The organism is Spongiibacter tropicus DSM 19543, from assembly GCF_000420325.1.
Taxonomy (GTDB): Bacteria; Pseudomonadota; Gammaproteobacteria; order Pseudomonadales; family Spongiibacteraceae; genus Spongiibacter; species Spongiibacter tropicus.
In genome coordinates this window covers 178,532-197,680 of the sequence record NZ_ATUS01000006.1, presented here as the reverse complement: position 1 = coordinate 197,680, position 19,149 = coordinate 178,532, and the positions used below count along the sequence as shown (strand labels likewise).

General features: G+C 59.8%; 19 protein-coding genes. 5 read left to right on the top strand and 14 right to left on the bottom strand.

From position 1 onward, the window contains the following. Window positions 1-3 precede the first annotated feature (3 nt). The 3 genes from G411_RS0118565 to G411_RS0118555 form a co-directional block, all read right to left on the bottom strand. Entirely contained in the window at window positions 4-483 is a 480-nt protein-coding gene (locus G411_RS0118565; protein ID WP_028968600.1) for a hypothetical protein, read from the bottom strand. A gap of 159 nt (window positions 484-642) precedes the next feature. Continuing rightward, window positions 643-1,401 (bottom strand): serine O-acetyltransferase, encoded by a 759-nt coding sequence (gene cysE, locus G411_RS0118560; protein ID WP_037510072.1) that lies wholly within the window; start codon window positions 1,399-1,401, stop codon window positions 643-645. Window positions 1,402-1,430: 29 nt separating this feature from the next. After that, window positions 1,431-2,168: a M15 family metallopeptidase gene (locus G411_RS0118555; protein WP_022960689.1), complete on the bottom strand. Its 738-nt coding sequence runs from the start codon at window positions 2,166-2,168 to the stop codon at window positions 1,431-1,433. A gap of 88 nt (window positions 2,169-2,256) precedes the next feature. Here G411_RS0118555 and G411_RS21185 point away from each other — a divergent pair, with 88 nt between their 5' ends. Then, window positions 2,257-3,306: a patatin-like phospholipase family protein gene (locus G411_RS21185; RefSeq protein WP_022960688.1), complete on the top strand. Its 1,050-nt coding sequence runs from the start codon at window positions 2,257-2,259 to the stop codon at window positions 3,304-3,306. After that, complete coding sequence (locus tag G411_RS0118545; protein WP_022960687.1) at window positions 3,303-3,638, top strand: Rieske (2Fe-2S) protein; 336 nt, start codon at window positions 3,303-3,305, stop codon at window positions 3,636-3,638. Before G411_RS21185 ends, G411_RS0118545 begins: the two co-directional genes overlap by 4 nt. Here the strand turns inward: G411_RS0118545 and sfsA are convergent. Further along, a complete protein-coding gene (gene sfsA, locus G411_RS0118540) occupies window positions 3,635-4,339 on the bottom strand; it encodes a DNA/RNA nuclease SfsA (protein ID WP_022960686.1) in 705 nt (234 codons plus the stop codon). The genes G411_RS0118545 and sfsA overlap by 4 nt on opposite strands. Window positions 4,340-4,454: 115 nt before the next feature. Between sfsA and G411_RS0118535 the strand changes: the two genes are divergently transcribed. Continuing rightward, entirely contained in the window at window positions 4,455-7,163 is a 2,709-nt protein-coding gene (locus G411_RS0118535; protein ID WP_022960685.1) for an AsmA family protein, read from the top strand. On the opposite strand, the gene G411_RS0118530 is transcribed toward G411_RS0118535, so the two are convergent. The 4 genes from G411_RS0118530 to G411_RS0118515 all read right to left on the bottom strand — a co-directional run bounded on the left by G411_RS0118530 (window position 7,160) and on the right by G411_RS0118515 (window position 11,404). Next, window positions 7,160-8,200, bottom strand: coding sequence for a class I SAM-dependent methyltransferase (locus G411_RS0118530; protein ID WP_022960684.1), 1,041 nt, complete (start codon window positions 8,198-8,200; stop codon window positions 7,160-7,162). The genes G411_RS0118535 and G411_RS0118530 overlap by 4 nt on opposite strands. Further along, window positions 8,200-8,928, bottom strand: coding sequence for a 16S rRNA pseudouridine(516) synthase RsuA (rsuA, locus tag G411_RS0118525; protein ID WP_022960683.1), 729 nt, complete (start codon window positions 8,926-8,928; stop codon window positions 8,200-8,202). The genes G411_RS0118530 and rsuA overlap by 1 nt, the downstream gene beginning before the upstream one ends. Before the next feature lie 152 nt (window positions 8,929-9,080). Continuing rightward, window positions 9,081-9,632, bottom strand: a complete 552-nt coding sequence (locus G411_RS21180) for a hypothetical protein (protein WP_022960682.1) — start codon at window positions 9,630-9,632, stop codon at window positions 9,081-9,083. 185 nt (window positions 9,633-9,817) lie between these two features. Next, window positions 9,818-11,404, bottom strand: coding sequence for a peptide chain release factor 3 (locus G411_RS0118515; protein WP_022960681.1), 1,587 nt, complete (start codon window positions 11,402-11,404; stop codon window positions 9,818-9,820). A 231-nt stretch (window positions 11,405-11,635) separates the two neighbouring features. Here G411_RS0118515 and G411_RS0118510 point away from each other — a divergent pair, with 231 nt between their 5' ends. After that, window positions 11,636-12,919 (top strand): DEAD/DEAH box helicase, encoded by a 1,284-nt coding sequence (locus tag G411_RS0118510; protein ID WP_028968597.1) that lies wholly within the window; start codon window positions 11,636-11,638, stop codon window positions 12,917-12,919. Between the two features lie 42 nt (window positions 12,920-12,961). On the opposite strand, the gene G411_RS0118505 is transcribed toward G411_RS0118510, so the two are convergent. From G411_RS0118505 to G411_RS0118495, 3 genes are read right to left on the bottom strand one after another with little or no spacing between them, the layout of a single operon-like run. Beyond that, the gene (locus G411_RS0118505; protein ID WP_028968596.1) at window positions 12,962-13,384 is read right to left on the bottom strand and encodes a group II truncated hemoglobin; all 423 of its coding nucleotides are present in this window, start codon (window positions 13,382-13,384) and stop codon (window positions 12,962-12,964) included. A 20-nt stretch (window positions 13,385-13,404) separates the two neighbouring features. Continuing rightward, window positions 13,405-14,139: a sulfite exporter TauE/SafE family protein gene (locus tag G411_RS0118500; RefSeq protein WP_022960680.1), complete on the bottom strand. Its 735-nt coding sequence runs from the start codon at window positions 14,137-14,139 to the stop codon at window positions 13,405-13,407. After that, window positions 14,136-15,293 carry a hypothetical protein gene (locus G411_RS0118495; RefSeq protein ID WP_022960679.1) on the bottom strand — a complete coding sequence of 386 codons (1,158 nt, stop codon included), beginning with the start codon at window positions 15,291-15,293 and terminating at the stop codon, window positions 14,136-14,138. Before G411_RS0118495 ends, G411_RS0118500 begins: the two co-directional genes overlap by 4 nt. A gap of 195 nt (window positions 15,294-15,488) precedes the next feature. Here G411_RS0118495 and G411_RS0118490 point away from each other — a divergent pair, with 195 nt between their 5' ends. Next, window positions 15,489-16,589, top strand: coding sequence for an Rv3169 family protein (locus G411_RS0118490; protein WP_022960678.1), 1,101 nt, complete (start codon window positions 15,489-15,491; stop codon window positions 16,587-16,589). Between the two features lie 55 nt (window positions 16,590-16,644). Here G411_RS0118490 and G411_RS21730 read toward each other — a convergent pair whose 3' ends face one another. The 3 genes from G411_RS21730 to dbpA all read right to left on the bottom strand — a co-directional run bounded on the left by G411_RS21730 (window position 16,645) and on the right by dbpA (window position 19,139). Further along, a complete protein-coding gene (locus G411_RS21730) occupies window positions 16,645-17,013 on the bottom strand; it encodes a nuclear transport factor 2 family protein (RefSeq protein WP_022960677.1) in 369 nt (122 codons plus the stop codon). Window positions 17,014-17,075: 62 nt separating this feature from the next. Beyond that, the gene (locus G411_RS0118480) at window positions 17,076-17,726 is read right to left on the bottom strand and encodes a YoaK family protein (RefSeq protein ID WP_022960676.1); all 651 of its coding nucleotides are present in this window, start codon (window positions 17,724-17,726) and stop codon (window positions 17,076-17,078) included. Between the two features lie 24 nt (window positions 17,727-17,750). Then, window positions 17,751-19,139: an ATP-dependent RNA helicase DbpA gene (dbpA, locus tag G411_RS0118475; RefSeq protein WP_022960675.1), complete on the bottom strand. Its 1,389-nt coding sequence runs from the start codon at window positions 19,137-19,139 to the stop codon at window positions 17,751-17,753. Between the last annotated feature and the right edge of the window lie 10 nt (window positions 19,140-19,149).

Here is a 19,149-nt window from a genome sequence, read left to right as displayed (position 1 = left end):
GGTCTAGCTGGCGACGTTGGGCTTGGCCTTTAGCAGGCGCTGATACAGTTTGGAGTTTTTGTGAATGGATTTGTGTCTCGCGTAGGCTTCAACCGCCTTCTGCCAGGCCTCTTCACTGCCATGCGCATTGAGCGAGAAGCTGGTACACACGGTTTTGTTTTCCAGCTTAGAGGCAACGCCCACCTGAAAAATAGGGGTGAGATTGCCACTCTTCTCCGTTTTCAGCAGATAGCTGATGCCGCGAACCGTACCGTCCGGTTTGAAACAGCGGTCTTCCTTGGTTTCTTCCAAAAAGCGTCGCTGTTGGGCTTCTAGCTCTTCATCCCGGGCAATGGCTTCCTTTTCCACAACTTTCATGGCACGACCATCCAGTCGCTTGCCGTCTTTTTTCAGCGAAAAATATTCCTGATACAGTTCGCCGGCAACGGTACGGCGTACTCTGTAGCCGTAAAAAGCCTTGTTATCCAGTAGCTTAACGCTCACAAGCACCTCGTCTTTTTTGCTTTTCTTATTATGGGGTCAGTCGACAACGCTGCAGGCAACTGCGCAACGTCACAATACAAAACATGTGTAATCTAACCGCTCTGACGAAATAATCAAGCCGCTATGCCGAATTCCGTGATCTGGGTTCAAAAAGCGGGGTCAGCCGTCGCCGTTGATCTGCTGATCCATATTCAAGGCGGGAATGTCTTTGGACGTCGTGCCCACAGGCCGAGCGGGAACGCCCGCAACGGTGGTGTGTGGCGCCACGGCATTGAGCACCACACTGCCGGCAGCAATTTTGGCGCCCTCACCAATGCGGATATTGCCCAGCACTTTGGCACCGGCAGCAATCAGCACCCCGTCGTCAATCTGCGGGTGTCGGGGCCCGCGGCCACTGCCGCAACCACCCAGCGTAACCGAGTGCAGCATGGAGACGTTATTGCCGATGACCGCGGTTTCTCCAATCACCACACCCGTGGCGTGATCCACCATGATACCGGCGCCAATGCGGGCAGCCGGGTGGATATCGACATCAAACACCGTTGCAATGCGGTTTTGAAGAAACAGCGCCAGAGATTCGCGCCCCTGTCTCCAGAGCCAATGGGCAATACGCTGGCCCTGTATTGCCTGAAAGCCCTTGAAGTATAAAAACGGCATGCCGTAGTTGTCGCAGGCGGGATCGCGATCGTAGTGTGCACAGATGTCAGCGACCGCCGAGGCCAGCACATCGGGATCGGCCACATAGACCTCGGCGGCCACATCGCGGATCAGCATGGCGGGCACAGAGTCGCAGCCCAGCTTGGAGGCAATCTGAAAACTCAGTGCACGGGCAAAGCTGCCGTGATTGAGGATGCTGGCATGGTAGAAGCTGGCCAGTACCGGCTCGCTGCGCCCAAAGGCTTCCGCCTCGGCCAACATCGCCGTCCAAAGCTGTTCTACGGTCAAACTCACTCCCTTTCTCCTTCCACCAGCAGTGGTGCGTACGCCGAGGGGTAGACTTCAGCAGGCACCGACACATACCGGCGAAACAGCTCATCCAGCCGTGCCAGTACATTCGCCTTCAATAGCAATTCACTGTCTTCGAGCTGCTGCCGCAAAACGGCGGGACGCAGCGCCGCCTCACAACGCGCAGACAGTGGCGCGTAACTCAGGTGCCAGCGCTCCGGCGCGATGCCGCCACGATCTTCGTTATACGGCCGAAAAAAGCCGTATCCGGCACCGTTGCTCAACTGCTTGTCCAACCAGTCATGCATGGGTGCGAAGGGACCGTCATCTTTTACTTCAGCGGGCGTGAGCTGCACTTCGTAGTCATCCGGCACAGCGGCCGCATCAATCACGTCAATGTCGCTGCCCCAGTGATGGCGGGACGCGCCGGGCAGCGCCGACCAACGCAGTATGCAATCAACCAGCGCCGATTCGTCCAGCGTTTCAAAGGCAAGTTCACAACCACGACTGTCCAGCAGCGTCCGCTGGCCGCTGGCCTTGGCATTCCAGATCGCCAACTGGCGATCAAAACTGCGGAAACCGCTGACGATGCGCAAGTCAAAGCCGGCACGGGCAGCATCGTCACGCAGTGCCTGGAACGGTGCCACCAGGGCACGATGCACCGGACGGTCCAACACCCCGACCATAACGGCATCATCGCGCCCGGTCAGCAGCGCTTTACTGAGTTGGTAGTCGCTCATTCCCGCCCGTATTGATTAGCGTGCCCGTTTACTGTCGTGGCATCATACTACCGGCAACGATACCGCCGCAAAACCGGGAGAGCATTCTGTGGAATCACACACAGGCAGCAGTAAGAAAATTGCCTTGGCGCTGGGCAGCGGCTCAGCGCGGGGTATGGCTCACATCGGCGTTATACAGCGTCTGGAAGAACTGGGGATTCGCCCCGACATTGTTGTGGGCACATCGATTGGCTCGGTGATCGCCGGTTGCTACCTCACGCGGCATCTGAACGATTTTTCTGAATGGATACAATCGTTGAGCAGTACCCAGGTCTTTCACTACATGAGCGTCAGCCTGACCGCCGCCGGTGGCGTCGCCCACGCGACACGTCTTATCGAATACTTTATGGCAGAGTACGGCAATCCCGACATCGAAGACTTGCCATTACCCTTCGCCGCCGTCGCCACGGATTTGTATCGGGGCCGAGAGGTCTGGATACAGCGTGGCCCCATCTGGGATGCCGTGCGGGCCTCGATGGCGATCCCCGGCATTTTGACGCCGGTGCGCTACCGCGACTCCTGGCTGGTTGATGGCGGACTGGTGAATCCTGTGCCCGTTTCTGTATGCCGCGCACTGGGCGCGGATATCACTATCGGCGTCGACCTGAACAGCGATCTGGTAGGACGCCGCAAAGTTGACCGGGACAGCCGCGCGCCCGAGACCAGCAAAGCCGAAGAGCAGGTAGAGGAAGAGGAGTCCGAAGACGAACTGCCCCCCCTGCCCGATGGTGACGAGGAATCGCAATTCGCCGCGGCATTCTCTCGCTTTGCCAACAGCGTAAAGGAAGCCGCCAATAACTGGCGTTCGCCGACCGAGAAAAAGCCGGAGCCGCCGGGCACCCTCGGGGTCATGATGAGCTCTATCAATATTATGCAGGATCGGATTACCCGCTCGCGTCTTGCCGGGGAACCCGCCGACATAATGCTTTGGCCGCGACTCGGTCATATTGGATTGCTGGATTTCGGTGGCGCCGCCGAAGCGATTGCCGAGGGCCGCGAGGCCGTCGATCGCATGTTGCCCGCGATCCGCCACGCCTTTGCCCGGGAGCGCGAGCTGGGTATCGCCTCGCCCGAACCCGCCGGAGATGAAGACCTGTGACCACACTGTGCCAGATTGAGGATATTCCCGACCCCGGCAGCAAGAGCCTGGAATACGAAGGACACGCGCTGTTCGCGGTGCGACAGCACGGCGAGGTCTACCTGTACCGCAACCGCTGCCCGCACCTCGGTATCGAACTGAATTGGCAGGAAGATCAGTTCCTCGACGTGGAGGAAACCCTGATTCAATGCGCCACCCACGGCGCGCTGTTTCTGATTGAAAACGGCGAGTGCGTATCCGGCCCCTGTGTCGGCGATGCCTTGCAAGCACTGCGCTGCCGGGTTGAAAACGGCGCCCTGCTACTGGACGAAATTCTGAGCGAGGCGGGCTAAAGCGCTACCGGCACCGCCGTCGTCAGACGCATCCCCGTAACGGGATCAATACTCGCCCGGTACGCCAGCACCTTCACGCCGGCCTTGGCGGCTGATGCCAGCGCTTCGGCATAGGCGGGGTCGATCTCCGCCGCCGGCGCGACCGACTCAATTCCCTCATGCAAGACGGCAAACATCAATCCCGCCGCCTCACCGGTTTCCGCCCTGGCCTGCAAACCCAGAACGTGACGTCGGGCGCGCTGGCTCACGGCATCGGGGAAACGCCCCTCGCCACCACCGACATGCAGCGTGACCGACTTTACTTCCAGTGCACAGGCCGCCAGTCCCTTGCCATGAAGAAGGAAATCCACACGACTGCCCTCCTTTAAACGCTGCTCGCGGCGATAGCCCTCATAACCCGCCAATTCGCCAATGACACCCTCATCCAGTGCCTCCGCCACCACCGTATTGGCCAGTGCAGAGTGAATACAGATGCGCTGTCCCGCCACCTCGACCAGCTGCCAGGTGTACGCGTATTTGCGCTTGGGATTATCGCTGTGACTGATCCAGACGCGACTGCCGGGCAAATCACACCCGGTCATCGCCCCCGTGTTGGGGCAGTGAACGGTCAGCACTTCGCCGTTATCCAGTTCGATATCAGCGAGGAAGCGCTTGTAGCGTCGCAGCAGGCGACCTGAAAGCAGAGAACTGGGCCAAAGCATGGTGAATTCCGCGAGCTAAGATAAGACACAGGAGGGCTATTGTATTGCACATCGCCCTGCGAGCTTACACACTGTTGGCTCGCACTACCGGCAATGGCAACACAAGACGATCATCATGTTGAAAAAAATTCTACTGGGTATCGGCATTACCCTGCTGCTGATACTGGCCGCCATCACCACGGTTCTGATTAAACCCAATCTGCTGCGCGGTGCGATCCACGCCGGTGGCGAGCGTTTCGCGGGGCTCGACATTGAAATTGACTCGCTTGACTCACACCGTTCTCCGCTGCGATTGAATATTGACGGGCTGAAAATCAGCAACCCCAACTGGCCCGAGCCCACGCTGCTCACCCTGGACTCCCTGTCCCTGCAATTGCTGGCCTCACCGTTTCGCAAAGGTCCATTCTGGGCCGTCGAAAGCGAGGGCCTTAATGTTCGGGTAGCCACCAACGACAAGGGCGAGGTGAACTGGCTGACGGCAACCCTGCAAGCGTCCTCCGACGAAACGGCAGACACTGAGGACAGCGAGCAAAGCGAAGCACCCTCCCCCATTACCCTGCCCGGCGATTTCAGCTTTGACCACATATTACTGCGCGATACGCAGCTGCAATTTACCAGCGCCAATGGCGAGCATTATCAACTGACCCTGCCCGAAGTTCGCGGTGAACGACTGGAGCAGGGCAATGGCGAACTGGTCGTGGAACTGGACTACCGAAAGCAGCGCTTTACCCTGCGCGGCGACATTATTCTCTTCGACCCGATGGCCGCCATTCTGGATTACAGCCTCAGCCTCAGCCACGCCGATGCCGAGCTGAGCAGTGAAGGCCGCCTCGATCTCGGCCCGACACTGGAAGGCAGCCGCATCGATCTGGCACTGAAGCTTGAAAAGCTCGATCAACTGGCGACACTGGCAGATATCGACGCCCCGGCCCTGCCCCCCAGTCGGCTCAGCACCACGCTGACGATTCTGCCCGACTATGAGTTAAAGCCCCTGAAGCTGGCGGTGGGAGAAAATCAGCTCAGTGGAGAACTGCGCCTGTCACCGGACCTCAATACCATCAGCGCCCTGCTGAGCAGCCCCAAACTGGATATCGATGCACTGTTGTCGGCCTTCAGTCCCGCGCCGGACGACGAAAACAGCGAAGCGCCAGCCGCTGAGTCAGGCGACGATGATTCAGAGGCGCCCATGGACTGGGCATGGATGGACAATCGCCAAGTGGCTCTCACGCTGGATGTCGCCGCACTGAGTGCCAGCGGCTGGACAGTCAGCGAGCTGCATAGCGAAGTGGCCATTCAAGATGCCATAGAGGTCAAACTGAAAGCGGCAGAGCTTGTTGAAACAGCAACCGATCGCCGCGTTCCCGACCTGGACAGCACGCTGACGCTGACGCCACTCTCCACAAAAACGGAGGGGGCGGACGCCAAGTTGGCACTGGATCTTCGCCAGCAGGCCCTGACACTGAAAGCCGACGGCGAGGTCAATCTGAACGGCCTGCCCGGCAACAGTCTGAAACTGGACACCAAAGCCCCGCGCAGTGCGGAAGTCTGGGCGCTGGCCCTGCTGCCCTGGCAGGAAGCCGGGGCACTGGCAATAGACGCCGACGTGGAAACCGACAACGGCGAATATCGGCTGACCGGCAGCGCCGAGCTGGGAGAGCAGAGCACCGAGCTGAGCGTGACGTACCAGCCGGGCAACGAGGATAAACTGGCGTTGCTGAAGGGCAAGCTTTCATTGAGCAATGCCTCGATGGACTTCCTTCAGGACCCGAACGCCACAGCGACAGCAGACACGGCCGACGAAGATAAAAGCAGCGAAACCCAAAGCGCCAAGAACGGTAAGCTGCTCAGCAAGGAGCCGCTGGTACTCGATGCGCTTCAGCAGATGAATGCCGAGCTGGACATTTCGCTGAAAGACGTCGATACCGGCTATCTGGTGATCAACAAGGCGGAGCTCAAACCCACCCTGAATAACGGCGTGCTGCAACTGGACGACAGTCGACTCTATGTGGACGGCGGTGAAGCCTTTATCCGCGCCCGCCTCGACGCCAACGGAGAGCAGCCGACAATCAGCACCGAATTAAAAATTGATGGCAGCAACTACGGTGCTCTCGGTTTGGAAAAGGCGGCGGGTATCCGCAACGGCAAGGGTAAAATCCGCATTAAACTCGACGGCAAGGGGAATAGTCCCGCCGCACTGGCCGGCTCACTGGACGGGCAGCTCGACATCAAAATTACCGACCTGGAAGCCAAGGGTAACGCCCTTAACCTGATCGGGAGCGACGTACTGACCGAGACCTTCGACAAGCTTAACCCTTTCAGTGAAAAGCGGGAAAACACCGACATTGAATGCGTCGCGGTGCACTTTAAAGGGAAAAATGGTCGCTTCGTCAGTGAGGACGGCATCGCACTGGAAACCGATGGCAGTAAAATCATCGGCACCGGCCACATCGATCTTGCCAAGGAAGAGTTGCGGCTGGGCGTCTCGCCGATTGCCCGTAAAGGGGTGGGTATCAATGTGGGCGCAGCGGCCGGCCTGGTTCGCCTCGGCGGCACGTTCAGCCGTCCCAGAGTGGAAGCGGACCCCAGCGGCATGTTCACCGGCGGTCTGTCGACCGGCGCCGCGATTTATACCGGCGGGCTGTCACTGCTCGCTCAGGGACTGGTCAAACGCGCGCTGTATGCAGGCAGCGCCTGCGACGGAGAGCTGGACGAAATCCCCACTGCCGAGGAGATTCCCGACGAACTGCTGAATCCCCCAGCCCCTGAGGGAACAGCACCCGCAGATGGCGCTGCGCCGCTTGAAACCCCCGCTCCGCAGGCTTAAACCTGCGGAGCACTCAGGCCATACACACGAAAGCCGTCCTGCTCACAGAGCAGCTTGCACTGCCCGAATAGTGCCTCGGCATAACGCGGCAGTGGAATGAACTGGTTCACCACAAACAGCGCCTGCCCAGTTGGCGTCAGCAGCCGTGCAGCACCTTGCAGGAAACGCTCGGTCAGCCCACCTTCAATGGCAAAGCCCTGATGAAACGGCGGGTTGCACAGCAGTACATCCACCGGCCCGCTCACCCCGTCGGCGCAGTCGGTGAGCACACACTCAGCCACCATTCCATGGGCGGCCATATTCTTCTCACACGCCAGCAGCGCGGTCGCATTGTTATCAGTCAGCAGCCATTGCGCATTCGGGAAATATTCATTGGCAGCCACACTCAGATAACCGTAGCCACAGCCCAGATCGGCAATGCGATGAACCGGCGTCGTCAGACCTTCCACAAAGTCTGGCAACTGTGAGATCAGCAGGCGACTGCCGCGATCAATTTTTTCCCAACCGTAAATACCGGGTTTACTGTACAACAGCGGCTCCTCACAGATCGGCCGCAACTGCCGGTAGTCTTTATCGGGCAGCCGCGCCGCGCTGTCGGCGCGCTTGGTAATTTCCGCGAGGTAGGCACCGCTATCGCCTTTTCTGACCACGCGCTCGGCGGCAAAGGTTTTCGCAGTTTTGTCCGCATAGCCTTTCAAACCATCGTTCTTGTAGCCGCTGAGCAACAGACGCCCGCCAACCGGCAGTGCCGTCATCGCGGCGTTGATCAGCATATTCACCAAGGGCCGTTCCTTGGACACCCGATACACCACCGTCTGCGGTTTCAATGGGGCCTGTTCAACAGCAAAGTCGCCGAGATGCACGACAAAACCGGCGGTCCTCAGCGCCTCGGCAGTATCCACACGGTTGCAGAACACCTGCACATCTTCGCGGGCGCGCGGCAATGGCGCGACAACCTGTTCATCGGCAAACCACCACACCGGCCCGTCAGCCTCGGCCAGCGCCCGGTGCAGGCAGTTGAGTACTTCGTCACTCATTATCCATCGCTCCACACGCTGTCGCGCTCTGTCGTCGTCAATGGACGATATTCGCCTTCGGCCAGTGCCTCATCCAGCTCAATATCGCCAATGGCCTCGCGGTGCAGCTCGACCACCGCATTGCCCAGTGCGCCAAACATGCGTTTGACCTGATGATAACGCCCCTCGGACAATCGCAGACGGGCTTCGCAGGGGCCAATAATCTCCAACTCGGCAGGCTGCGTGCGCAGCTTGTCATCCTTGAGAAACACGCCCTTGGTAAAGCGCGCCACGGCGCTTGCGTCGATCGGCTCAGCGGTGCGCAGCCAGTAGCGTTTCCAGCACTGTTTCTTGGGGGAGGTGATAGCGTGGGACCAGTTGCCATCGTCAGTGAGCAATACCAAGCCGGTGGTGTCGATGTCCAGCCGCCCGGCCACGTGCAGGCGCTCCGGATTATCCTCGTCGAGGAGGTCCAGCACGGTTAAGTGCCGGCGATCCCTCGCAGCACACACGTAGTCCACGGGCTTGTTCAGCATAAAGTAGCGCGGCTCTGCACTGCGCAGTGACTGTCCGCGCAAACGCACATCGGCGTCGGCGTCCACGCTTTGTCGCGGGTCGCTCAACACTTCGCCATCCAGCGTAATGTCGCCATTCTTGATCAGCCGCTTGGCTTCGCTGCGGGAATAGTCCGTCACCGTCGCCAGAAAACGATCGAGGCGCAGCGAGGTAGACGGGGAAGATTTGCTCACGGGAGGGCTTCCGGTAAAAGCCGCTATTGTCGGGAATTGGCGATAACGGTTCAAGCCGCGCCACCAAGCAAAAAGGGCTTCCGCATCGGGAAGCCCTTTTTGTTTTCTCTACACCATCGAAGGATTCAGAGGATGACGCGAGATAAAGGCGATCACTTCGCCTCGACGTTCACTTCAGCATTCACTTTCATATCGCCCGCTTTCTTCAGGGCTTCTTTGCGCGCTTCCATTTCCGCCTTGGCTTTGGCCTTGCGCTCTTCGCGAGCTTTGGCATCCGCCTCAGCCTGGGCTTCGCGGGCCGCTTGACGCGCTTCTGCTTCGCGCTTCATCTCTTCGCGCTTGGCCTTGGCTTCTGCCTTGCGAGCCTCAGCTTCCTGTTTCATCTGTTCGCGCTTGGCTTCAGCAGCCGCTTTGCGTTGCTCACGCTCAGCATCGGCAGCGGCCTGACGGGCCTCAGCATCGGCCTGAGCCTGGGCCTGACGAGCTTCGGCGTCTTTTTGCATCTCTTCTTTCTTCGCCTTGGCTTTCTCCAGCTTGTCGCCAATGCCAAGATTGACGTTGGCGTCGACGTTCGCCGATGCCTCGCCGTCACCGGCTTTACCGCCCAGTCCCAGCTTGCCACTGAAACCACCATCGGCCATGGCCAGGCTTCCAACAGCCATCAGCAGCACTGCCAGCGCACTGTTCTTCACGGAATTTTTCATCGGATTCTCCATCTGTTTTATCTGTCTGCAGGGGCTGCCTGCACCGGGCTAATTGACCGTGGTACAGGATAGAAGCACAGCCTTAACCCTATGTGAACGAATGTCGTCCACCGGCTTTTGCAAACTGGTAAAACATCACATTTCCAGCGAGTCGTGTCGCGACTCACTGAACTTTCAGACAGACATCAGTGCTCGCGGGTCGCGCGGAAACGCACTTCAGGATGGCGTTCCTCAGTGAGCGACAGGTTAACGCGGGTCGGCGCCAGATAGGTCAGGTGACCGCCACCATCAATGGCGAGGTTGTCCGCGCATTTGCGCTTGAACTCTTCAAAGGCCTTGGGATCATCGCACTCCACCCAGCGGGCAGTGTGGATGTTCACCGGCTCGTAGATGGCCTCAACCTTGTACTCGTCTTTCAGACGGTAGGCCACCACATCAAATTGCAGCACCCCGACCGCGCCGACGATCAGGTCACTGTTACGCTGAGGCATAAACACCTGTGTGGAGCCTTCCTCGGAAAGCTGCTGCAAGCCCTTTTGCAGCTGCTTGGATTTCATCGGGTCTTTCAGGCGAATGCGGCGGAACAGTTCCGGGGCAAAGTGCGGGATACCGGTGAAGGTCATCGCCTCGCCTTCGGTGAAAGTATCGCCAATCTGAATGGTGCCGTGGTTGTGCAGACCGATAATGTCCCCGGATACCGCCTCTTCCACCAGCTCCCGATCCCCGGCCAGAAAGCTCACCGCATCGGCGATTTTCACATCCTTGCCAAGGCGCACGTGGCGCATTTTCATGCCCTTTTTATAGGTGCCCGAGCAGATGCGCATAAAAGCAATACGGTCCCGGTGCTTGGGGTCCATATTGGCCTGGATCTTAAATACAAAGCCGGTAAAACCCGATTCGGTCGCCTCAACCTCACGCACATCGGTGCTGCGATTCAGCGGTGCGGGCGCCCAGTCGACAAAGCCATCAAGCATTTCCCGCACGCCAAAATTCGCCAGCGCGGTGCCAAAGAACACCGGCGTGAGTTTACCGGCCAGATATGCCGCTTGATCAAATTCGTGGCTGGCGCCGCGCACCAGTTCAATTTCGTCGAGGTAGTTATCGTACTCGTCGCCCAACAGCGCTTTTGCCTCATCGCTGGCCAGCCCTTCAATGCGAATATCTTCGGCTACCACGCTGCCTTTACCGGGCTGAAACACATGCAAGGTGTCGGTGTAGAGGTTGTAAACGCCCTTGAACTCGCTGCCCATCCCCATCGGCCAGTTGATCGGAGCGGCTTCAATACCGAGCACCTCCTCCACTTCGTCCAACAGTTCGATGGGGTCGCGGATATCCCGGTCCATCTTGTTCACGAAACTGAGAATGGGGGTATCGCGCAGGCGACAGACGTTCATCAGTTTGATGGTGCGGTCCTCGACACCCTTGGCACCGTCAATAACCATCAGCGCCGAATCCACGGCGGTCAGGGTGCGGTAGGTGTCTTCCGAAAAATCCTCGTGCCCGGGTGTATCCAGCAGATTGACCGTGCGTCCTTTGTAAGGGAACTGCATCACCGAGGAAGTGACCGAGATGCCCCGTTCTTTCTCCAGGCTCATCCAGTCCGAGGTCGCCGACTTGTCGTTCTTCTTTCCCTTGACGGTGCCCGCGACCTGAATCAGTTGTCCCAGCAGAATCAGCTTTTCGGTGATGGTGGTTTTACCGGCGTCGGGGTGCGAGATAATCGCAAAGGTACGGCGCGTATTGATGTCGTTGACGAGCTGGGCGTCGGCCATGGTGCTGAATCCTGTTTTGAGGCGGGCGCTAGGGGCATGCGTGCGCCGAAGAAGCGGCGTATTCTACCCGAAGCCCCGGCGGCGATAAATTCCAGTCAATGGGAATGTTGCTGGCAGCGAGGACGCGAATCCAGTAAGCTGCCCCGCCCCGTGCCGCCGATCAGTTTATCTTGGTTGTCAGCACACTGACGCGGTGAGGCGCCAGACGCCCACCTCACACCGAGAGATTCTATGCAGTTTGATTCCCTGGGCCTGTCGGCCCCGATTCTCAGCGCCGTTAACGACAGCGGCTACACGACCCCTTCACCGATTCAAGCCAAAGCGATTCCCCCCGTACTTGAGGGACGCGACGTGATGGCCGCCGCCCAGACCGGCACCGGCAAAACGGCCGGCTTCACCCTGCCGATTCTGGAAATGTTGTCCAAAGGCAAACAGGCCTCGCCCAACCAGGCGCGCGCGCTCATCCTTACCCCTACCCGCGAGCTGGCGGCGCAGATTGGTGAGAACGTCCAGAAATACGGCAAAAACCTGCCACTGCGCTCCACCGTGGTATTCGGTGGCGTGAAGATTAACCCGCAGATGATGAAGCTGCGCAAAGGCGCCGACATTCTGGTCGCCACCCCCGGCCGACTGCTGGACTTGTATCAGCAAAATGCTGTGCGTTTCAGCGAGCTGGAAGTGCTGGTACTCGACGAAGCCGACCGCATGCTGGACATGGGCTTTATCCACGACATCCGCAAGATCCTTGCCCTGCTGCCCGCCAAGCGCCAGAACCTGATGTTCTCGGCGACCTTCTCCGACGATATTCGCAAGCTCGCCAAAGGCATTGTGAACAATCCGGTGGAAGTGTCGGTGACACCGCCGAACAGCACCGCCGAACGCGTCGAGCAGTGGATTTGCCCGGTAGACAAGAAACGCAAACCGGCCCTGCTGGCCAAGCTGATTGAAGAAAACGGCTGGCATCAGGTGCTGGTGTTCTCGCGCACCAAGCACGGCGCCAATAAACTGAGCCGCTTCCTCGACGAGCGCGGTATTCCCTCGGCGCCGATTCACGGCAACAAGAGCCAGAATGCCCGCACCAAAGCCCTAGCCGATTTCAAAAGCGGCAAAATTCAGGCACTGGTGGCCACCGATATCGCCGCCCGAGGCCTGGACATCAATCAGCTTCCCTATGTGGTGAACGTCGACCTGCCCAATGTGCCGGAAGACTATGTGCACCGCATTGGCCGCACGGGCCGCGCGGGAGCCGCCGGTCAGGCGGTTTCACTGGTCAGCGCCGATGAATTCGATCAGCTCTCGGCCATTGAACGACTGATTAAGCAGACACTGCGCCGGGAAGAGATCGACGGTTTCGAAGCGGTGCACAGCCTGCCGGAATCTCGCCGCCAGCCGGCTCCGGGCAAAGCGAGACGCCCGCAGCAGGCGCGCCGCCCTCACAGCGAACACCGCGATGGGCAGCGTCCCCCCGCGGCACGGCGACGCCGTCGTCGCCCGGCCAACAAGCCCGCGCCCTGAGTAATACCGTCTACGCCAATAGCCCCAGTGATACCACTGGGGTCAAGGCTCTGCGTGCAACGCGCAGCGCTGCACAATCCGCTCTGCCGGCACGCATAGCTGCCGGTAGAGATACTCTTTGAAAGCGACCGGATAAGGCTGCTGGTCAATTGCCTGCTGCATACACCACAACCAGGCATCGCGTTCAGCGGTCCCGATCTTCATATGCTGATGCACAGCGGGAATCCCCAAACCTCGTCCGTAACGCTCTGCATAGCGCTTGGGGCCACCCAGCCAGCCACTGAGAAAGCAGCTCAGTTTGTCTCGCGCCTCGCTCAGGTCCGCCGCGTGCATGGCGCGAATATCACCAGCCATCGGCGCGCTGTCCATCACATCGTAAAAGGCATTGACCAGCGCACAGATGCCCTCCCAGCCGCCAGCGGCCTGATAGGACGCATCGCCCTGTCCGTATGGCGCATCTGTCATTGCGGTTCTCCTAAAGCGTTTCAGCGCAGAAAAAACACGGCGGCCATGACCAGCCCGGAGGCGACAATAAACGCCCTGAGCGGTCCAGCGGGCAAGCGATAAGCCAGCGCGGCGCCAACATAGCCACCCATCAACGCGGCCAGTGCCATCAGCAGTAATGGCTTCCAAACCAACAGCCCTGCCGCCGCGTAGACCCCCACCGCCACCAAAGTCAGCAGCGCCGAGACGGCATTTTTCAGACCGTTCATACCGTGCAGATCATGCTGCCCCAGCAAACCGAATGCCGCCAGCAGCACAATCCCAACACCGCCATTGAAATAGCCGCCATAGGCACACACCAACAGCAGGGTCAGTGCGGCAAGCCACGTCGGCGCCGTTGCCCGGTTCTTCAGCAGTCGCGGCGAGAGCGCAAAAATCACACTGGCCAACAGCATCAACCAAGGGACCAGCGTACTGAATAGTTGCTCACTGCTCAGCAATAACAACAGTGCGCCTGATACCGCGCCAACCAGCACGAGAAGCAGCAGCCCCCACAGCGACAGATCGCCCGGCATGCGAATATCGCCACGAAAGCGCCAGGCGCTGGCCATATACCCCGGCAAAAGGGCCGCAGTACCACTGGCATTGGCCATCAGCGGCGGCAGGCCCAGCGCCACCAGAGCAGGCAAGGTGAAAAAGCTGCCGCCTCCGGCGACGGCATTCAGCGCCCCGGCCAGCAGGCCCGCGACCACCAGCAACAGGGCATCGGTGATCACGGCTGGTTCCCGCCTGCCGGGGATACAGCGCGCCCGGAAAAATAGCGGCTGTGGTCGGCTTCATAGAACAAGCGGTCGTTCGGCCGGGGAATCGCCGACGGCAGGCCCGAGGCACGGCGGGTGCGGGCCGCGCTGTACTTGAACCCCGGCCCGGAAAGCTGCTCATCACACCACAGGCAATCATTGAGCTTGCCGGTCTGTTCGTTGTCCAGCGGACAGCCCCGCGCCTCCAGCACGTCGCGGGTCGCGGCATCCTCACTCTCCACACTGGCCGGACAGGCGCTGTACTGACCGCGCAGAATATTGATCCCCCCCTGCAGCAGGGCGGGCAGGGGACCGGCGCGACCATAGCTGCGCATACAGCGCCCGGCACACTCCGCGCCGGTGTGCACCGCGTTATAGGCCCAACTTTCCGCACAGGCGGGCGTGAAACCGACCGCCTCGATAATGCACTGCTTCACCTCATCGAGCTTGCTGAGTTGACCGCGGCCCCGCTGCGAGCAGGCCCGAACCGGCTGGGTCATGTCGGGAATGGCGATATACGCCGCCAGGTCCCGCAGGCTTGAACAGCTTCCGCAGCGGTACTGGTGGGTAATCTGCCAGCCCGCCTGCAGGGCGGCATCGACCGTCGGAAAGGTTTTCAGCCGGTAGCGACGCCCATCGGCGTCCATGGCCACCGCGCAAACCTCTTCCGCCGCCGCACCGCCGTTGCGCAGCTCGCTGAACCAGCGACTGACCGCTGCCTGTTGGTAGAACGCCGGCTCGCCATCGACCATCTCGTAACCCTCGGCGGGCTGTGGGTATTGCTCGGGATTCTGAATCAATTCCCCGTTTTGCATGACCGAACGAGCCGATGGCAGGGGCACATCGCCAGCTTCCGCACGGGGGTAATAGGGGTTGATCACGCTAAAACCATCGCCCTGGGCGCCGCTGGCATCCAGCTCCTGCGCCGCCAGAACCTCATCCAGATTCAGCAGTTCACTCGCATAAAGCTGCTCGATCAGTACCCGTGTCTGTGAGGCATCCAGATCGGTGCCGGTCTGCGGGTTACGGTAGGTCAGCGTCAGACTGTCGACCGAGGTCTGGCCAATACGCGTGTCAGCCTGAGTGATGGCGGGCGCCATCGCGAGAAACAGCATCATCCAGCGAAACATGTTCTGTCCTTATTCATATCATTCGGCGAGTTTACCCGAATGCAGCAGACACCGCGGCCTGCACGCCAGTTACGGCACCTTAACTTTCTGTCATGCTTTAACGGTTGTCGCGCTCCCGGCGACTCACTACAGTAAAGTCGGGCGGCCATTGCCGTCACACAACAACGATAACAATTACCCAGACAGGAGCCCGCCATGCTGAGCACCATGGACGACTATCCACTACACCAGATTGCTGATGTCATTCGTCACACCGGCACCAGTGACCGCAACTTCTACGATCGCTATTACTTCAATATGCACAATGCAGGCGATGAATTGTTCGTCGTCTTTGGACTGGGCCAGTACCCCAATCTCGGTGTGCAAGATGCGTTTCTGCTGGTGCGCCACAAGGATAAACACCATGTCATTCGCGCCTCTCGTCCCCTGAGTGATCGCGGCGATATCTCGGTTGGGCCACTGCGTATCGAGGTTATCGAAGGTCTTCAACGCCTGCGGATTGTCTGCGACGACGCCGAGAACGGCATTACCATGAACGCGACCTGGCAGGGTGAGCACTTCCCCTTTCTGGAGCCACGCCACTACATCCGCAAGGAAGGCCGCGTTCTGTTTGACACCATGCGTTTCGCACAACTGGGGCGCTGGCAGGGCGAACTGACCGTAGACGGCCAGCACTTCGCAATCACCCCCGAGGATTTTATCGGCAGCCGCGACCGCTCCTGGGGAGTGCGACCGGTAGGCGAAGCTGAACCGGCAGGTATCCATGCGGGGACACCGTCAATGGAGGGCATGTGGAATTACTTCCCGGTGCTGTTCGATGATTTCGCGCTGCTCTACATCATCAACGAAACGGAAGGCGGCCAACGCAGCATTGAAGAAGCGATGCGCGTATGGAAAGACCCCAGCCGTGAACCTGAGTGGCTGGGACGGCCCGAGCACGAGCACCGCTTCAACGTGGCTCAACCGTTCCTCGCCGACATTGCCGAGGGCGTCGTTCACTTCCCCGATGCCCCCGGCGGCGCGCTTACCCTGCGCGGCAGGCCCACGAAGCTACAAACCTACCTCACCACCGGCACCGGCTATGGCCTGGAGCCCGATTGGCGGCACGGCATGTATCAGGGGCCGGAAACTGTTGTGCAACGCGAGACGCTTGACTACACCCAAGATCAGGGACGCATGCTGGGTCTGGTGGAAGTTCCGTCGACCTTCACCCTCAGCGGCCCCGACGGTGAACAGCAGGGCGCCGGGATGATGGAATTCGGCTTCTGGAGTTCACTGTCTCGGTACACGGGCTAAGTGAAAACGGGCGTGGGCACCGCTGTGCTCACGCCCTGGCAAGAACCGCGCTGACTTACAGCGCCGCAATATCCGCCCGCAGGATGCGACCGTCGCGCAAGCGATACTCTGCCAGCAGATTCAGACTGAACTGCTCGCCCGGAGCAAAAGCGCGGCCCATAAACTCCGCGACGTCGACCTTTGCCGTGAAGTTGTCGAGAATACGCACTTGGGTATGGTCACTGCGCTCGCGAATATCCAGCGGGGTCATGTGATCGCTGAACTGAGCCGTAATTCCCCGGTATACCTCCAGCACCGCCTCCACACCGCGAATCACGCCCTGAGCCGAATGCAGCTCCACGTCGGGATCGTAAAACGCCCTCAGCGCATCGGGGTCTTCACGGTTGTACGTCTGGTAATACGCTTCAAAAAACGCCTTACTCATCGGGTCGTCACTCCTGGCAGTACTGTTTATTATTCTATGTCGGGGCGCTGGCAAACCGGGGCTCAGTTGCCCGAGCGCAGCAGCCGATACGCCGCAGCGAGCATGAAACATAACATGGCGGGAACCAGCAAAGCGAAGAAGCCCCAGCGTGCATAGAACAGCGCGCCCGCCGTACCGCCGAAGACAAAGCCCGCAATAATCAGGCAGAACAGCCCCGCCTTGCGGCGATCAAAGCCCTCCCCTCGCAGTGCGGCGCCCAACATAATACCGAGGTCAGTAAACAGGCCGGTGACATGGGTCGTTCGCACCACCGCCCCACTGTAGCGGGTTGCCAGCGCATTCTGTAAACCGCAGGCGGCGGATGCAAAGTAATGTCCCGAGCTGTGCTGCTCACGGAGCAGCGCAATGGCAACCAGCAAGAGCAGCCCCTCGATTACTAACAGCGTATCGTAGTGGCGCCCCAAGGTGAGGGATTCACTGATATTGAGATAGCCCGATACGGCTGCGCCAAGCAGAAAGCTGAGCAGGATCACCGCGAGGTGCCAGGCATCGCTGCCCTGCAGCAGTGCCGCGCCCAGCAAGCTGGCCGTGCCGGAGAGATGGGAAATTGACTGATGGGCAAACCCCAGGAGCCCGACGGCGTTGACGGTTCCCGCCAGCCAGGCCAGGGTAAACGCGCCGAGTTCCAGCCAGCGGGGCAGGCGTCGGATCATCGAGACCACTCCCTGTAAGAAGGATTAACGGATCTTTCGGGCCCTCACACTGCGCCCCTTCAGTTTGCCGGCACTGAGTACCCGCAGCGCCTCATCGGCGGCGCGGCGTTTTACCGCCACATAGGCGCACTGATCAAAGATATGGATTTTGCCGACATCCGAACCCGCCACACGCTCGCCCCGGGTCAGCGCCCCAAGGATATCACCCGGACGGATTTTCTGTTTTTTGCCCACATCCAGTTGCAGACAGTGCATCGGGGGCGAGTAGGCAGGCCCATCCAATACGGCCGGGTGAGGAAGTTCTCCCATTAACAGCTCCACCCCGTCCGCTTCCAGTCGCGCCAGTTTGTGCTGTTCTCGCTCGGTAAACAGGCTGGCGGCTTCGCCACTGGCACCCGCGCGACCCGTACGGCCCACACGATGCGTGTGCACCTCGGCATCGCGAGCAATATGGTAGTTAATCACCATATTCAAATCTTCAATATCCAGCCCCCGGGCGGCAACATCTGTTGCCACCAGCACCGAAGCGCTGTGATTGGCAAAACACACCAATGCACGATCCCGCGCACGCTGGTCCAGCTCGCCATGCAGAGCGATGACATTCAAGCGGTAATCACGCAGAACGGAAGCCAACTCCTCGGTATCGCGGCGGGTGTTGCAGAACACCACGGCGGAATCGGGGCGACGGTCCAGCAGCAAACGCGCCACAGCATCGGCGCGGGCCTCATTGTTTTCCACCTGGTAAAAACGCTGATCGATGGTGCTTCGCCGGTGTTGCTCGGCAATCTTCAACAACTCGGGGTCACGCATCACCCGACGGGCAATCTGCTGGATTTGCTCGGGGTAAGTGGCACTGAACAGCAGGCTCTGACGACTGGCGGGCACCTCGGCAACAATCGCGTCAAGCGTCTCCTGAAAGCCCATTTCCAGCATGCGATCGGCTTCGTCCAACACCAGGGTATGCACCTGCTCCAGCTTCAGATTGCGCTTGCGCAGGTGGTCGTGCACCCGACCCGGTGTACCGACAATGATATGGGCGCCGTGCGCCAGTGAACTGACCTGTGGGCCAAAGGGCATACCGCCACAGAGAGTGAGAATCTTGACGTTGTGCACGCCACGCGCCAGCTTGCGCAGCTCTCTGGCAACCTGATCGGCCAGCTCGCGCGTGGGGCATAACACCAAGCCCTGCACAGCGAAGCGTTTGACCTCAAGCTTATTGAGCAAGCCGAGGCCAAAGGCGACCGTTTTACCGGAACCGGTTTTCGCCTGTCCGACCAAATCGCTGCCCGCCAATATGCGCGGCAGTGCCGCGGCCTGAATCGCGGTCATATCGCGATAGCCCAGCGACGCCAGATTATCGAGTAGGCCCGCCGCCAATGGCAGTGTGTGAAAGCTCGTCTCGCTCAAGTTCATTCCAACTGTG

Excerpts from the sequence above, each read along its gene's own strand:
- G411_RS21180 (WP_022960682.1), bottom strand. The coding sequence starts at position 9,632 with ATGAAAAATTCCGTGAAGAACAGTGCGCTGGCAGTGCTGCTGATGGCT.
- G411_RS0118490 (WP_022960678.1), top strand. The coding sequence starts at position 15,489 with ATGCTGAGCACCATGGACGACTATCCACTACACCAGATTGCTGATGTC.
- G411_RS0118495 (WP_022960679.1), bottom strand. The coding sequence starts at position 15,293 with ATGTTTCGCTGGATGATGCTGTTTCTCGCGATGGCGCCCGCCATCACT.
- G411_RS0118555 (WP_022960689.1), bottom strand. The coding sequence starts at position 2,168 with ATGAGCGACTACCAACTCAGTAAAGCGCTGCTGACCGGGCGCGATGAT.
- sfsA (WP_022960686.1), bottom strand. The coding sequence starts at position 4,339 with ATGCTTTGGCCCAGTTCTCTGCTTTCAGGTCGCCTGCTGCGACGCTAC.
- G411_RS0118480 (WP_022960676.1), bottom strand. The coding sequence starts at position 17,726 with ATGATCCGACGCCTGCCCCGCTGGCTGGAACTCGGCGCGTTTACCCTG.
- G411_RS0118505 (WP_028968596.1), bottom strand. The coding sequence starts at position 13,384 with ATGACAGATGCGCCATACGGACAGGGCGATGCGTCCTATCAGGCCGCT.
- dbpA (WP_022960675.1), bottom strand. The coding sequence starts at position 19,139 with ATGAACTTGAGCGAGACGAGCTTTCACACACTGCCATTGGCGGCGGGC.
- G411_RS21730 (WP_022960677.1), bottom strand. The coding sequence starts at position 17,013 with ATGAGTAAGGCGTTTTTTGAAGCGTATTACCAGACGTACAACCGTGAA.
- G411_RS0118530 (WP_022960684.1), bottom strand. The coding sequence starts at position 8,200 with ATGAGTGACGAAGTACTCAACTGCCTGCACCGGGCGCTGGCCGAGGCT.
- G411_RS0118535 (WP_022960685.1), top strand. The coding sequence starts at position 4,455 with ATGTTGAAAAAAATTCTACTGGGTATCGGCATTACCCTGCTGCTGATA.
- cysE (WP_037510072.1), bottom strand. The coding sequence starts at position 1,401 with ATGTTGGCCGAGGCGGAAGCCTTTGGGCGCAGCGAGCCGGTACTGGCC.
- G411_RS0118510 (WP_028968597.1), top strand. The coding sequence starts at position 11,636 with ATGCAGTTTGATTCCCTGGGCCTGTCGGCCCCGATTCTCAGCGCCGTT.
- G411_RS0118515 (WP_022960681.1), bottom strand. The coding sequence starts at position 11,404 with ATGGCCGACGCCCAGCTCGTCAACGACATCAATACGCGCCGTACCTTT.